The following is a 13,142-nucleotide window of genomic DNA, read 5'->3' as shown; positions in this document are numbered from 1 at the left end:
TGCCGGCCGCGGGCGGTGTCGCCGCGCTGGTCCCCGCGCCGGTCGCCCATGCCTCGACGCGAGGCCAGGGCACCGACACGGTGACGACCACCTACCGGGGCCGCGCCCCGTACGGCAATGACCAGTGGGCGTACGTCGCCTTCGACGTCCCCGCGGGAGCGCAGCGGATCTCCGTCGCGGCCACCCACGACGCCGCGGCCGGCATCCTCGACCTCGGGATCTTCGGCCCGTCCGGCTTCCGGGGCTGGTCGGGCGGGGCGCGGACCGGGTTCACGCTGTCCGCCGCGGACGCCACCCCCGGCTACGTGCCCGGGCCCGTCGAGCCCGGCGGCTGGTCCGTCATCCTGGGCCCGATGGTCGGGGCGACCGGCGGCATGACCTGGCAGGTCGACGTGACCCTGCACCATGGAGCCCCGCTGCCCCAGGCCCCGTACGAGATCCTGCCGACCTCCGTCCCGGGGCGGGGACCCGGCTGGTACCGGGGCGATCTGCACCTGCACAGCGTCCACTCCGACGGGCAGCGCACGGTCGACGAGATCGTCGCGGCCGGCCGCCGGGAGGGGCTGCACTTCCTCGCCACGTCCGACCACAACACCAGCTCCACCGGTGTGACGTGGAACGGCAACGTCCCGACCGACCTGCTGGTCATCAACGCCGAGGAGGTCACCACCCGCCACGGACACTGGCTGGCCGTCGGCCTGCCCCAGGGCGAGTGGGTGGACTGGCGCTACGGCCCCGCCGACCAGGGGGCGTTCGAACGGCACACCCGGCGCGTCCACAGCCTCGGCGGACTCACCGTCGCCGCCCACCCGCTCACCCCGGCACCGGGTTCCTTCTGGGAGTTCGGCCTCGACCGCGTGGACGCCCTGGAGGTGTGGAACGGACCGTGCACGCTCGACGACGCGGCCAACATCGCCGCCTGGCACGTCATGCTCTGCCTCGGCAAGCGGATCGCGGCCGTGGGCAACAGTGACGCCCACAGCCCCGCGGACGCCGTCGGCCGCCCCCACAACGTGGTGTACGCCGCCGATCTGTCGACGCCCGCCGTGCTGGACGCGCTCCGGATGGGCCGCTCGTACGCCGTCGAATCCTCCGCCGTCACCCTGGACTTCACCGCGCGGGCGGGCGCCGCGGTCGCCGGGCCGGGCGAGGAACTGCCCCTGTCGTTCTTCGACAGCGTCGACGTGACCCTGGATGTGACGGGCGCCCCCGACAGCATCGCCACGCTCCACACCGAGTGGGGCATCATGGCCGCCACCTGCATCGACGGCACCGGCAGGGGGCGGCTGCAGTGGCGCGGCTGGGGCAAGGCATCCCACTTCGCCCGGGCCGAGGTGCGCCGGCCCAGACCCGCCTCCACCACCCTCGACCAACTGGTGGCCCTCACCAACCCGGTCTGGTTCTACTCCGCGCAACTGCCCCCGTACGACGTCGAGCGCCGCGCCCTGTTCCACACCGAGCGTCGCGCCGACGGATCGTGGAGCGGCATGCGTCCGCTGCCCGGCGACACCGGCGCCGCGTCGTTCGCCGGGGTCCAGAGCGCGGCGGCCGGAATGGCGGACGGTTCCGTCGTGGTGCTGGGGGTCGCGCCCGACAACGGTCTGTGGCTGACCACCGTGCGAGGGTCCGCCACGCTCCAGCCCTGGCGCCGCGTCGCCGGACCGGACGGCTCGACCGGATTCACCGTGCGCGAGGCGGACATCGCGGCCTTCCCCGACAGCACCTGTCAGCTCGTGGCGACGGCGATGGACGGCACCACCTACCACCAGCAGCGTCGGCCCGACGGGGCACTGCCCGGGTTCCGGGCCGTGCCCGGCCTCACGGCACAGAGCCGCTGGGGTGCGACGAAGGTGTCGGTCACCGCCATGCCCGACGGGTCCGCCCAGGTCCTGGCGATCGGGCTCGACGGCATGGTCTACCACCAGCAGCGCCGGCCCGACGGCTCGTGGACCGGATTCCGGCCGCCGCGGGGTGTCACCACCGCCACCATGGGGGCCAGTGCCATCGGCATCACGGGCACGCCCGACGGGTCCGCCCAGGTCGTGGCCGTCGGTCTGGACGGCCGGATCTGGCACAACATCAGGCGACCGGACGGCTCCTGGACCCCGTTCGCGCAGATACCCGGCCCGAACGGCCGCGACCCCTTCCCCGCGGGGCAGGTCCGCATCACCGCCCTGCGCGACGGCACCACGCACGTGACGGCCATCAGCGCCGCCTAGGTCCGGTCCGGGCGACCCTCTTGCGCCCGCGACGACGGGACGGTCCTCAGGTCCGGTCCGGGCGTGCGAGGACGGCCGGACCGCCCGCCGCTCCGGTCGTGGGGCGTGGACAGCCGTCGGGCGTGGACAGCCGTGGGGCAGAGTAGGCCCATGTCCACATACGAGACGATGTCGTTCCACCTGGAGACCGAGCGGCTGATCCTGCGGCCGTGGGCCGAGTCGGACGCCGCCGAGTTCTGCGCCCTCCTCTCCGAACGCGGCAAGGGCACGCCAACGGTCGAGCGCATCCGGTCGTCCATAGCGGAGCTGCTCGCGGCGACGGAGAGAACAGGGATCGCCCTGCTGCCCATCCAGCGCCGGGACGAAGGGGACTTCATCGGCTACTGCGGGTTGATCATCGGCCGCTCCACCCTGGAGGAGCCCGAGATCGCGTACGAGCTGTTCCAGCGGGCACACGGTCGTGGCTACGCCACCGAGGCGGCAGGCGCGGTGCTCGATGCCGCTGTCGCGACCGGGCGGACACGACTCTGGTCGACCGTCGGTGTCTGGAACACGCCGTCGCTCCGCGTCCTGGAGAAGCTCGGGTTCGAGCGGGACCACCTCTCCACGGAAGAGAACGGTGAAGTGGTCTGGCTCACCCGCTCGTTGCCATGACGCGGGGGCCACACCCGCGGGGGTACCCCCGTCAGCGGCCCGCGGGCACCCGTGCTGTGCGCGGGCCGTCCTCGGCGCCGACGGGCGAGCCGGAGAGGGGCCGGGGCACGGGGGAGCGGTGAGCGCGCGACGTCCCGCGGGCCGCGCCGGGCCGCCCTGCGAGGCGGCATCCCACGCATCCCGGGTGGCCGTGCCGTGCGCCGGCGTCCCGGACCCGCCAGTCCCACTGACCGGCGGGGCGGGGGCCGGATGGCTTGCCCCAGCCGGCCAGGTGCAGGATCCAGGTGCCGAGGACGGCGGCGACCAGCAGGAGCGCGCCGAGCCACGCGCCCCAGGTCAGGCCGAGGCACAGTCCGGCACCCGCCGCGGTGCAGCCCAGCCCCGCCAGGGTGGTTCCGGTCCAGCCGGCCACCGTGTGGCCGAGGTCGACGTCGCCGTGGACGCTCATGGATGCTCCCGAGAGTGAGGTGGGCAGGCAGGATGGGGCCCGGAAGAGAAGTTTTATCTCACGAGCTAAGTAACTTAGATGCTAAGGAGTATGTGCGTGCAGGGCAACACCCGCCCCCCGGCCACCGCCGGCGAGGCGATCCAGCGCATGGACGCGTACGTGGCCCTCGGTCTCATCGGGCAACAGGAGGTCGCCCAGGCTCTCGGCCTGAACGTGACCGACCTGACCTGTCTCGGTCACGTCCTCGGCGCGGGCGACCGGCCCCTCGCGGCCGGCGACCTGGCCGAGCGCGCGAACCTCACCACGGGAGCCGTCACCGGAGTCCTCAACCGTCTCGAGAAGGCCGGCTACGCGCACCGGGTCCCGGACCCCGGCGACCGGCGCCGCGTGCGGGTCGTGGCCGATCCGGACGCGGCCGCCCGGCTGGTCGAGCTCTACCAGCCCTTCTATGCCCGGTTGGCGGACATCCTCACGCGCTTCACCCCGGAGGAGACGGCGGTGATCGCCGACTGGTTCGCACAGGCCGCCGACGCCGCCCGTGCGCACCTGGACGCCCTGCGGGCGCGCGACCTGTAGGGGCCGCCTCTCGGATTCGTCCGTGAGATCGTCGTGCCGCCGCCGCCTACGATGACGGCCGCCCGCTCCGCCGGTGCCGGGGTCACCGATCTGTCCGTGGGCTTCCGGGGGACCCGAACCGTGCCAGGTAGTGCCACACCTTCTTGACCGCCTGGGGGTCATGCAGGCCGGTGCGTGCGGCGTCTCCGACGATCCGAGGGTCGAGCATGCCGTCGACCGAGATCCGCGTGCCCAGGTCGACGTATTCCTGACCGCGGTAGCCGGGGTGGCGTCGGAGTTCTTCGACCCCGAGCCGGAAGCCGGGGTGCCACTCCACCGGGCAGTCGAGACGCAGGGCCGCGTCCTCGACCGTCGTGCCTCGGTAGCAGGGGTCGAGGACCAGTGCCTCCACATGGCGTCGCAGCCGGACCGGCCCGTGCACCTGAGCCTCGATGTAATCGTCCAGCTCGTCCTGACGGTCGGCGAGGGCGAGCTCGATGAGCCCCATGCGGGCCGCGACACCGAAATCCGACGGTTCGAGGAAACTGTCCGGATAGCAGAACGTGCTGCGCGGCAGCGTCCGGGTCGTCAGCCGGAAGTGGGCCGAGCCGAACCGCGGCGCCCCGCCCACCGGCTTGCCGCGGAAGTTCAACGCCCCGTAGACGGGCCGCTCATGAGCGGTCGCTTCGTCGTACGCCCCGTCGAAGATCCGGCTCTCCCAGCGCCACCGGTCGCCGCCCGGATGCGCGGTGAGGCCGCCGTTGCTCGTCCCGGTGACGAACTGTGAGTGGTAGGCGCCGTCCTCGGCCATGGCGTCCAGGATCGGCTTGCCGTGCAGCAGGCGGTCCGGGTGGAAGTTGAGGGTCACCCGCAATGACGGGTCCATCGGAGGGCCCGACGCCAGTTCCGTGACATGTCGGATGGCCCGTTCCTGCGCTGTCCGGGAGGCTGTAGAGCTCATCGGCACAGTGTTCCCCACGCTGATCGACCGGTGCACGCGGATTGTCCACCGGCAGTCCGCTCCGGCGTGACGGCACCGTACGACGTGCTTCCCTGATGGGGTGTCAGAACGTTTACAGACAGTACGGGGTTGCGTCCGATTTTTGGGTCTGCGACTGTCACTCACGCAACTCGCCCCCCACGCAACGGACTTCGAAGCGCGACTGCACGCCGCGCCTTCGGGGTCGGCGCCTTGACCCGGCGTACGGCCCCGGCCGTGGACGTCCCCTGCACCCTCGGCCTGCGCTCACCTTCCTGTGCGAGGCCTCCCGGTCGACGGGGGGCGTGGACCGCTTCCGTCCGCACGATCTCGGAGACCACGCAACAATGAAACGCACGCACACTCTCGCCGTCGCCGCAGCACTTGTCGCGTCGTCAGCCCCGCTCGGCGTCGTCACCGTGGGAGCCGGCACGGCACACGCCGCGGACCGCACCTGGTTCGTGAGCCCCAGCGGCAACGACAGCAATGCGGGAACCTCGGCCGGGGCGCCTTTCCGCACCATTCAGAAGGCTGCGGACAGCGCCGGTCCCGGCGACACGGTCTCGATCATGAACGGTACCTACTCCGAACCCGCCGCAGGCTCGAACGTGGTGACGGTCAAGCGCTCGGGCCGCCCCGGCGCACCCATCACCTTCACCGCGCATCCCGGCCACCACCCCGTGATCCACCCGGTGAAGGCATGGAACGGCATCAGCGTGCACGGCGCGTCCTATATCTCCATCGAGAACCTGGAGGTCCACGGCAACAACGCCGCCCTGACCCTGGCCGGAGCCGAACGCGGTGCGAAGAAGGGCGACCCCACCTACAACACCAACTGCATCTCGGTGGAACGCAACAGGTCCACGGGCGCACTGTCGCACCACATCACGGTGACCGGCAACGAGGTGCACGGTTGCGCCGGCGGCGGCATCTCGGCGATCGACGCCGACCATGTGACCATCTCCGGCAACCACGTGTACTCCACCTCCTGGTACACCGTCTACGCGACCAGCGGCATCTCCGTCCTCACCCCGCGTGACGTCGGTGGCGCCGACGCCCGGACGTACAAGATCCGCATCACCGGCAACCGCGTCCACGACAACGAGACCAAGATCAAGTGGGAGAAGTGCCGCTGCTACTCCGACGGCAACGGCATCATCATCGACACCCTCAAAGGCGACGCCGACCACCCCGCCTACAAAGGACGCGTCCTGGTCGCCGACAACCTCTCCTACGACAACGGCGGCTCAGGAATCCACTCCTACAAGAGCCAGCACGTCGACATCGTCCACAACACCGCGTACATGAACGGCCGAAGCACTCGCATCAAGAGCAGCTACGCCAACATCTACGCCCACGACAGCACCGATGTCCGGCTGCTCAACAACATCGCGTACGGCCGGCCCGGCCAGGCGACGAACAGCAAGTCCCGCAACATCGACGTGACCTACGACTACAACGTCTACTTCGGCGGCAAGCCGCCCGAGGTCAAGGGCCCGCACGACATCGTCGCCGACCCGAAGTTCACCGCCGCCGGCACTGCCGCGGACGCCGACTTCAGGCTCGGTCAAGGCTCCCCCGCCATCGGCTCTGGCACCCCGTTCGCCGCCGTCCGCCGGGCCGGCGGCCCACCCGACCGTGGTGCCTTGAGTTTCGCGGTCGATGCCGATGCCGATGATCCGACGCAGGACGCCTCCACCGGTGGGCAGGACGACGCCCAGGCCGAGAAGGATCAGCCCGGCGGAACCGGCACCTCGCCCCACGCGGAAGAACCCAACGGAGCCGGCGGCGACAGCGGCTCCGCCCCGAAGGCGGACGGCACAGACGGCCCGCTCGCGCAGACCGGCGGCTCCGACCCCCTGGTCCCCCTCGGCGTCGCGGCAGTGGGTCTGGCCATCGGCGGCGGCCTCCTCGTCGCCGCCCGTCGCAGGCGTTCCTGACGGTCCGGGCCGTCCGGACTCCCCACGTGGTGCCGACCCCGCGCCCCCGGTTCACGGGGTCGGCGCCACCGGATGCTCGTACGGCGTCAGGCCGCCGACCTGCTCCCGCTCCGGCGGCGCGAACCCCCTGACAGACTTGCTGCCATGGCGATCGAACAACGGCGAAGAACGGATTACCTCGCAGGTGAACCAGCACCCGACCCTCCACGCATCGCCTGGCGCAAGCAGATGAGAGTACGCGTCCTGGATGCCGCCCGAGACCTGACGTGCGAAGCCGGTTGGGACCAGGTCAGCCTCTCGGCCGTCGCAGCACGCGCTCAGGTCTCCCGGCCGTCCGTCTACAAGGAGTTCGGGAACCGAGCCGGCCTGGGCCGCGCACTCGTCGTCCGTGAGACCCAGCAGTTCCTCGCCGGTGTGGCCGACACGCTCCACCCCGGCCTCCCCGACTCCCATGCCTGTCTCGAAGCCGCCATCCTGTACGTGCTCACGGAGGCTGACGATCAACCTCTCATACGGGCTGTCATCGCAGCCGCCCGCCACGGTTCCGACAGCCTGCTCCCCTATCTCACCGCCCGGGCGGACCCGATCTTCGACGCGGGGCAGAGCCTGGTGCGGGACTGGCTCGGCACGCGGTATCCCGAGCAGCGCGCGGAGGTTCTCGAGATGACGGCGGACGTCATCGTCCGCATGACGATCAGCCATCTCATCCTGCCCGCCGACGCACCACGGATCACGGCTCGAAGACTGGCCACCGCCGCGCTGAAACTGCTGCGCGAGCCGACCATGGAGAGTGGAGTGCCGTAACCGATCACCGGTGCGGTCACTCGCCATCCACTGGGTGCATCGACGCGTGGACGACCGGGCGGCCGCCTGGCCTCCGCCGCGCGCGCCGGAGGCCGCCCGGCAGATCCGACCGCGGCGCCCCGCCCCGTTCCCCGTTCGCCGGCCGGACGTCATACTCGCCCGTATCGGCAGCGGCGATGCCCGAGGGGGCGGCATGGGCGGCGACGAGACGGATCCGGTCCTCGAACTGTTCGCCCGCGGCACGGTGTTCCTCACCGAGCCGCGCCGGCCGATCCTGCGCCCCTGGCACGGACCGCGCATGCACCTGCTGGCCGCCGACGGCACGCTCCTGGGGCGTCTCCACGAACCCGTCGCCTTCGGGTACGTCCTACGGGACCTCGCCGACCGCCCCGTCCTGTCGGTCGACCTGGTCTCGGGGAGAGGCCTCGCCCGGCCACGCTTCCAGGTGAGCGACCCCGGCGGTGCGCCGATCGGCGAGGTCCGCTCACCGCACCGCCACAGCCACACGCGACTGCTGGAGATACGGATCGCGGGCGGCACCGGCACCCTGCGCGTCACCCGGAGCGCCCTCATGGGCCGCACCTGGTCGGTGCGGGACCGGCACGACGCCGAGACCGGCCGGTTGACGGTCTCGACGGCTCGCGCGTTCGACGGTCTCCAGCAGTACCGCGTGGAGCTGGACGGGCACGCCGACCGCGAGTAGCGACTGCTGGTCGTGGCCGTCGCCGTGTGTCTCCAGGTGATCCGCCGCTGGCTGCCCGGCCCGTGAAACACCTCCGCGGGGATGCGGCCTTCGGCCGGTCTCCCGCCCCGGCTCACCGGCCCAGGTGGGCGGCGAAGAACGACCGGAGGAGGGCGCGGACGGCCGGCACGGTGACGCGGGGCGCGGCGCGGCCGACCATGGCGGTGCGGCCGGCGGCGGTCATCAGGCCGGCATGGTGGAGCTGGGGGACCAGGGCCGCGTAGTCGGTGAACACCCAGTGGTGGGCGTCGTCGAGCTGCCGCCGGGTGACCGGGCCGCCGTGGCGGAGCAGCGTCTCCCAGGACCGGTCGAGCCGGGCGTCGCGGAACCCGTCGGTGCCCGCCAGGAGCAGCGGCCGGTCCGTCCCGTACCGGGCCACCGGCAGCGGCTGACCATCCATCAGGTCGAGGTATCCCTCCAGGTTCGCGGCCGCGGCGATGCGCCGGTCCTCGTGCAGTGCCTGGGCGACCGCCGTACCGCCGGCGGAGTGACCGTACGCCCCGACGCGCTCCAGGCCGAGCACGTCGAGGACGAAGCGGAGGTCGGCGACCCGGGTGTCGAGCATCGTGCGGAACGTGGCCGCGTCCGGCGGGCCGAGCAACGTGGTCGGCCGGACGCGGCCCCGGCCCGGCCGGTCGCAGGGGAACTCCACCTCGCTCGCGTCCCCGGGGTGGTCGACGGTGAGGACCGTCCACCCGTGCGAGGCGAGGTCCACGGCGAAGGCGCTGCCCATCGTGCGGGCGTCGCCGCCGCCGGGGCTGTAGAGCAGCGTGGGCCGCCGACCCGGCAGGCGCGGGGCGCCGGCGCGGGCATGGGTGAGCGTGGCGGCCCAGTCGACACCCGTCGCCGGGAGGGGCGGATGGATGAGCGGCCCGTAGGTGGTGAACTCCGCGGCGGCGGCCGGCGTCAGCTGCGGTGCGCGCGGGAAGCGCCCTCCCGCGGCGGCCGGTTCGAGGACCGTGACCATGAGCTCGCGTACGCCGATCCGTGGCTCCCACGGGTCGGTGCGGGAGGAGTCGACGAGATACAGCGTCCTGGCTCCCACCGTGTGGGGCCCGCTCGGCGCGGGCAGACGCAGCGGCGGCGGTGTGCCGTGGGGTGCGGCGCCGGCCGGGGTGCCGCCGGACAGTACGGCGGCCGCGGCGGCGACGGCGCCCTTGACCAGGGAACGGCGGCCGGGTGTGAAGGAAGGAGTCATGGGAGGCATCCTCGAAGCCGGCCGTACGGCGGAGCTAGCCTTGTGGCCTGGGCCGAAAGGCCGGCGCGGGACGGGGGAACGTGCGTGATCCGGATCCATTTCTCGGCGGACGACTTCACACGTGTGCGGTTCGCGGCCCGGCCCTCGCCGTTGCCGGAACTGCACGCGGCCCTGATGACACTGGCCGCCCCGCACGAGGAACTGCTGCCGGGGCGCTGGCGGACCAGGCTCGCGCGCACGATGCCGACGGCGGTCGAGCCGCTCGCCGATCTGGTGCCGGGAGGGGTGGCGCCCGCGTTCCTCGACGTCCTCGGCGACACGCCGGACGAGGGGTTCGCCCTGATCAGGGCGGCGGCTCCCACGACCGTACGGGCCGGGCTCGAGCAGGTGTACGCGGGGCGTCGCTTCGTCCCGCCGTGGATCCGGGCCCTGCACGCCGGGGACGCCGACGCCTGGCGGACACTGGGCCGGGCCCAGCGGGCGGCTCACGAGGCGGTCCTCGCACCGGTGTGGCCACAGGTACAGGACCTGCACCGGAACGAGTTCGCCCGTCATGCCCTGGCCGTCGCGGAAGGGGGCCTGGGTGCCGCGCTGACCCGGCTCGCCCCGGGCTCACGGCTGCGCGACGGAGTGTGGGAATGGCCCCGGCCGGACACGGCCGGCATCCGGGAGATCCGGCTCGCCGGACGCGGCCTGGTGCTTCGTCCCACCTTCCACTGGCGGTACGGCCCGCTCGTCCAGGACCTGCCGGACCGCCCGGTGGCCCTCGCCTGCCCGGTCGCCTCGGGGCCGCCCCTCCTGCTCGCCGGGCCCGGCGCACCGGACGAGGCGCTCGCCGGTGTCCTCGGCCGGACCCGGCTCGCTCTCCTGCACGCGCTCGACGAGCCACGGACGACGACCGGGCTCGCGCGACGCATCGGTGTCAGCGCCGCGACGGCCTCCGCGCATGCCTCGGCGCTGCGTGGCGCCGGCCTGGTCACCACCACGCGCACGGGCCGGTCCGTGCACCACACGCGGACGGCGCTGGCGGAGCTGCTGCTCCTCGGCGGCGGAGCCGACGGCCGGTGCGCGCCGGACGGGCCGTGACCCGCGCGCCCGCGTGCCGCGGTGAGCGGTCCGGTCCGCGGCGCGCCCCGACACACGGGCCCGGGCCCGGCTTCCGGGTGCCCTGACGTCCGGTCGCGGTCACACTGGGCCGGGGACGAGAGCCGGAGAGTCCGGAGAGGAGAGGCGGCGATGGCCGAGCGCCTGATCGACGTGGACGGCGTCGTCCTGTGCACGGAGACGTTCGGCTCCCCGCAGGATCCACCCGTCCTGCTCGTCATGGGGGCGGGCGCTTCGATGCTGTGGTGGGAGGAGGACTTCTGCCGGCTTCTCGCCGACGGCGGACGCCTCGTGATCCGCTACGACCACCGTGACACCGGCCGTTCCGTCACCTACGAGCCGGGCCGCCCCGGCTACACCGGCGCGGATCTGGTCGCCGACGCGGCCCGCGTGCTCGACGCCCACGAGGTCGCCGCCGCGCACGTGGTGGGCGTCTCGGCCGGTGGGGCGTGCGCGCAGCTCCTCGCGCTCGGCGACCCCGGTCGTGTCCTCTCCCTCACCCTGATCAGCACCTCCTGCGCCGTCCCCGTCGGGCGAGAGTTTCCCGCGCCGACGCGGGAGTTCATGCGGTTCGTCTCGGACGAGGAGGTCGACCGGTCGGACCCCGAGTCGGTGACCCGCCATCAGGTCGCGTACGCACGGATGCTGGCGGGCGGCCGGCGCCCGTTCGACGAGGCCGCCGTCCGCGACCTCGTGCGCCGCGACATCCGGCGCGCCCACGACGCCACCGCTGCGCGCAACCACGACTCGCTCGCCGACGGCCCGCTGCCACGGGCCCCGCTCACCTCGATCGCCGTGCCCACGCTGGTCGTGCACGGCACCGCCGACCCGATGTTCCCCCTCGCCCACGGCCAGGCACTCGCCGAGGAGATCCCCGGGGCGCGCCTGCTGGTGCTGGAGGACGCCGGCCACGGTGTGGAGCGCGCCGACTGGCCGACGATCGTCGCCGCGATCCTCGACCACACCGGCACGGCCACGAGCGGCGGACCCGGCGACGAGGCGGACAGGCGCGGGGGCGGCGTCTAGGGCGGGTTGCGAAAGTGGCGACGTCCGCCCTGAGCACCTGCCCCGCGACGCGCGGCGCGCGCCCGGAGGGCCTGCCCCGCGACGCCTGCGCGCGCCCTGAAGGAACACACTGCTCTTCTTGCACATATATTGCAGTTGCAGAAGATGGGCAAGAGGAGTGGGTCATGGGTGGACCGGTGGTGCTCGGGATCGAGTCGTCGTGCGACGAGACCGGTGCCGGGATCGTGCGGGACGGCCGGCTGCTGGCGCACGTCGTGGCGTCGAGCATGGACGAGCACGCGCGGTTCGGCGGCGTGGTGCCCGAGATCGCCGCACGCGCCCACCTGCAGTCGTTCAACCCCGTGGTCCGGCAGGCCCTCGACCGGGCCGGACTGGGGCTCGGTCAGATCGACGCCGTCGCCGTCACCACCGGGCCCGGGCTCTCCGGAGCCCTTCAGGTCGGCCTCGCCGGAGCCAAGTCCCTCGCGTACGCGGCCGGTGTGCCCCTGTACGGCGTCCACCACCTCGCCGGCCACGTGGCCGCCGACACCCTGGAACACGGGCCGCTGCCCGCCCCGTGCGTCGTGCTGATCGTCTCCGGCGGCCACACCTCCCTGCTGCTCGTCCGGGATCTGGTCCGGGAGCCGATCATGCATCTCGGGGACACCCTCGACGACGCGGCCGGAGAGTGCTTCGACAAGGTCGCCCGCATCCTCGGACTGCCCTATCCCGGCGGGCCGGCCATCGACCGGGCGGCACGGGAGGGAGACCCGCGCGCGGTCGTCTTCCCCCGCCCGCTCACGCGCCCCGCCGACGACCCGTACGCCTTCTCCTTCTCCGGCCTCAAGACGGCGGCCGCCCGCTGGGTCGAACAGCACCGGCTGCGCGGGGAGGAGCCGTCCGTGGCCGACGGGGCGGCAGCGCTCCAGGAGGCCGTCGCGGACGTGCTGACCCGCAAGGCCGTCGAGGCCTGCGGGGCGTACGACGTGCGGACGCTGATCGTGGTCGGCGGTGTGGCCGCGAACTCGCGCGTCCGAGCGCTGGCCGAAGAGCGGTGCGCGAGGAACGGGATCGAACTCCGGGTCCCGCCGATGACGCTGTGCACGGACAACGGGGCCATGATCGCCGCCGTCGGCGACCTCCTCGTACGCTCCGGGGCCGAGCCCGCACCGCTCAGCGTGTCCGTCGACCCGTCGGCCACGGACGGCTCCTCCCCGCGCAGCCGGTGCTGTTCGACCCAGCGGGCGGCCGCCGTCTTGAGGCCGGAGAAGGAGAAGGCGTACGGGTCGTCGGCGGGGCGCGTGAGCGGGCGGGGGAAGACGACCGCGCGCGGGTCTCCCTCCCGTGCCGCCCGGTCGATGGCCGGCCCGCCGGGATAGGGCAGTCCGAGGACGGCGGGGCGCGTGAGCGGGCGGGGGAAGACGACCGCGCGCGGGTCTCCCTCCCGTGCCGCCCGGTCGATGGCCGGCCCGCCGGGATAGGGCAGTCCGAGGA

At 73.1% G+C, this 13,142-nt stretch carries 12 protein-coding genes and 1 pseudogene; 9 read left to right on the top strand and 4 right to left on the bottom strand.

Going from position 1 to position 13,142, the window contains the following annotated elements:
* Nucleotides 1-2,219: CehA/McbA family metallohydrolase (locus EAO71_RS33830; protein WP_187282934.1), on the top strand; the 2,219-nt coding region annotated here is incomplete at its 5' end.
* 150 nt (nt 2,220-2,369) lie between these two features.
* Nucleotides 2,370-2,873, top strand: coding sequence for a GNAT family N-acetyltransferase (locus EAO71_RS33825; protein ID WP_147981654.1), 504 nt, complete (start codon nt 2,370-2,372; stop codon nt 2,871-2,873).
* A 31-nt stretch (nt 2,874-2,904) separates the two neighbouring features.
* Here the strand turns inward: EAO71_RS33825 and EAO71_RS33820 are convergent, their stop codons facing one another.
* Nucleotides 2,905-3,321 (bottom strand): HGxxPAAW family protein, encoded by a 417-nt coding sequence (locus EAO71_RS33820; protein WP_147981653.1) that lies wholly within the window; start codon nt 3,319-3,321, stop codon nt 2,905-2,907.
* 96 nt (nt 3,322-3,417) lie between these two features.
* Here EAO71_RS33820 and EAO71_RS33815 point away from each other — a divergent pair, with 96 nt between their 5' ends.
* On the top strand, nt 3,418-3,897 hold the full coding sequence (locus EAO71_RS33815) for a MarR family transcriptional regulator (protein ID WP_147981652.1): 480 nt from the start codon (nt 3,418-3,420) through the stop codon (nt 3,895-3,897).
* An 82-nt stretch (nt 3,898-3,979) separates the two neighbouring features.
* On the opposite strand, the gene EAO71_RS33810 is transcribed toward EAO71_RS33815, so the two are convergent.
* A complete protein-coding gene (locus EAO71_RS33810; protein WP_147981651.1) occupies nt 3,980-4,837 on the bottom strand; it encodes a DUF3626 domain-containing protein in 858 nt (285 codons plus the stop codon).
* Nucleotides 4,838-4,932: 95 nt separating this feature from the next.
* Here EAO71_RS33810 and EAO71_RS33805 point away from each other — a divergent pair, with 95 nt between their 5' ends.
* The 3 genes from EAO71_RS33805 (at nt 4,933) to EAO71_RS33795 (ending at nt 8,302) form a co-directional block, all read left to right on the top strand.
* On the top strand, nt 4,933-6,795 hold the full coding sequence (locus EAO71_RS33805) for a right-handed parallel beta-helix repeat-containing protein (protein WP_147981650.1): 1,863 nt from the start codon (nt 4,933-4,935) through the stop codon (nt 6,793-6,795).
* Between the two features lie 144 nt (nt 6,796-6,939).
* Nucleotides 6,940-7,599: a TetR/AcrR family transcriptional regulator gene (locus tag EAO71_RS33800; protein ID WP_187282932.1), complete on the top strand. Its 660-nt coding sequence runs from the start codon at nt 6,940-6,942 to the stop codon at nt 7,597-7,599.
* A 193-nt stretch (nt 7,600-7,792) separates the two neighbouring features.
* Nucleotides 7,793-8,302: a hypothetical protein gene (locus EAO71_RS33795; RefSeq protein ID WP_147981648.1), complete on the top strand. Its 510-nt coding sequence runs from the start codon at nt 7,793-7,795 to the stop codon at nt 8,300-8,302.
* A gap of 112 nt (nt 8,303-8,414) precedes the next feature.
* Here EAO71_RS33795 and EAO71_RS33790 read toward each other — a convergent pair whose 3' ends face one another.
* Nucleotides 8,415-9,539 (bottom strand): alpha/beta fold hydrolase, encoded by a 1,125-nt coding sequence (locus EAO71_RS33790; protein ID WP_147981647.1) that lies wholly within the window; start codon nt 9,537-9,539, stop codon nt 8,415-8,417.
* 84 nt (nt 9,540-9,623) lie between these two features.
* On the opposite strand from EAO71_RS33790, the gene EAO71_RS33785 reads away from it, so the two are divergent.
* The 3 genes from EAO71_RS33785 (at nt 9,624) to tsaD (ending at nt 13,027) form a co-directional block, all read left to right on the top strand.
* A complete protein-coding gene (locus EAO71_RS33785; RefSeq protein WP_147981646.1) occupies nt 9,624-10,625 on the top strand; it encodes a helix-turn-helix domain-containing protein in 1,002 nt (333 codons plus the stop codon).
* Nucleotides 10,626-10,775: 150 nt separating this feature from the next.
* On the top strand, nt 10,776-11,669 hold the full coding sequence (locus EAO71_RS33780; RefSeq protein WP_147981645.1) for an alpha/beta fold hydrolase: 894 nt from the start codon (nt 10,776-10,778) through the stop codon (nt 11,667-11,669).
* Nucleotides 11,670-11,833: 164 nt separating this feature from the next.
* Nucleotides 11,834-13,027, top strand: a complete 1,194-nt coding sequence (tsaD, locus tag EAO71_RS33775) for a tRNA (adenosine(37)-N6)-threonylcarbamoyltransferase complex transferase subunit TsaD (RefSeq protein WP_315986630.1) — start codon at nt 11,834-11,836, stop codon at nt 13,025-13,027.
* On the opposite strand, the pseudogene EAO71_RS39825 reads toward tsaD, so the two are convergent.
* Nucleotides 12,943-13,134: pseudogene (locus EAO71_RS39825) on the bottom strand (hypothetical protein); the annotation flags it as partial. The gene tsaD and the pseudogene EAO71_RS39825 sit on opposite strands and share 85 nt — an antisense overlap.
* Nucleotides 13,135-13,142: the final 8 nt, after the last annotated feature.

Source organism: Streptomyces sp. MS191, assembly GCF_008042125.1.
Taxonomy (GTDB): Bacteria; Actinomycetota; Actinomycetes; order Streptomycetales; family Streptomycetaceae; genus Streptomyces.
This window is presented reverse-complemented; position numbering and strand designations above follow the sequence as displayed.

Excerpts from the sequence above, each read along its gene's own strand:
- EAO71_RS33825 (WP_147981654.1), top strand. The coding sequence starts at position 2,370 with ATGTCCACATACGAGACGATGTCGTTCCACCTGGAGACCGAGCGGCTG.
- EAO71_RS33800 (WP_187282932.1), top strand. The coding sequence starts at position 6,940 with ATGGCGATCGAACAACGGCGAAGAACGGATTACCTCGCAGGTGAACCA.
- EAO71_RS33820 (WP_147981653.1), bottom strand. The coding sequence starts at position 3,321 with ATGAGCGTCCACGGCGACGTCGACCTCGGCCACACGGTGGCCGGCTGG.
- EAO71_RS33810 (WP_147981651.1), bottom strand. The coding sequence starts at position 4,837 with ATGAGCTCTACAGCCTCCCGGACAGCGCAGGAACGGGCCATCCGACAT.
- tsaD (WP_315986630.1), top strand. The coding sequence starts at position 11,834 with ATGGGTGGACCGGTGGTGCTCGGGATCGAGTCGTCGTGCGACGAGACC.
- EAO71_RS33805 (WP_147981650.1), top strand. The coding sequence starts at position 4,933 with ATGGGGTGTCAGAACGTTTACAGACAGTACGGGGTTGCGTCCGATTTT.
- EAO71_RS33795 (WP_147981648.1), top strand. The coding sequence starts at position 7,793 with ATGGGCGGCGACGAGACGGATCCGGTCCTCGAACTGTTCGCCCGCGGC.
- EAO71_RS33780 (WP_147981645.1), top strand. The coding sequence starts at position 10,776 with ATGGCCGAGCGCCTGATCGACGTGGACGGCGTCGTCCTGTGCACGGAG.
- EAO71_RS33790 (WP_147981647.1), bottom strand. The coding sequence starts at position 9,539 with ATGACTCCTTCCTTCACACCCGGCCGCCGTTCCCTGGTCAAGGGCGCC.